Source organism: Bacillus sp. SIMBA_008 (assembly GCF_046535495.1).
Taxonomy (GTDB): Bacteria; Bacillota; Bacilli; order Bacillales; family Bacillaceae; genus Bacillus; species Bacillus subtilis.
Genome location: NZ_JAWRWL010000673.1, coordinates 1 through 262, shown reverse-complemented (window position 1 = coordinate 262; position 262 = coordinate 1). Strand labels below are relative to the sequence as shown.

Annotated in this window: 1 protein-coding gene; it reads right to left on the bottom strand. The window is 55.3% G+C overall.

The window, feature by feature from the left end:
- Positions 1–262 (bottom strand): SbcC/MukB-like Walker B domain-containing protein (locus SB658_RS24925; RefSeq protein ID WP_410603090.1); only part of this gene is annotated, 262 nt, incomplete at both ends.

The window sequence follows — 262 nt, the reverse complement described above, 5'->3', positions numbered from 1 at the left end:
GCTCCTGCACATGGCTGATCACTCCGACGGATAAGTTGTCCGATTGCAGCTTTTCGAGCGCTGTGACAACGGTGTCTAAGAGCCCTTGGTCAAGAGTCCCGAATCCTTCATCTAAGAAAAAGAATTGCAGCGGGTATTGCCCCCGCAGCTGAATCTGGGCGGACAAGGCAAGCGCAAGCGACAACGATGTCAGAAACGTCTCCCCTCCGGAAAGGCTTGATACGGGCCGTTTGACGCCTCCGTTCGCGTCATCACGCATGAC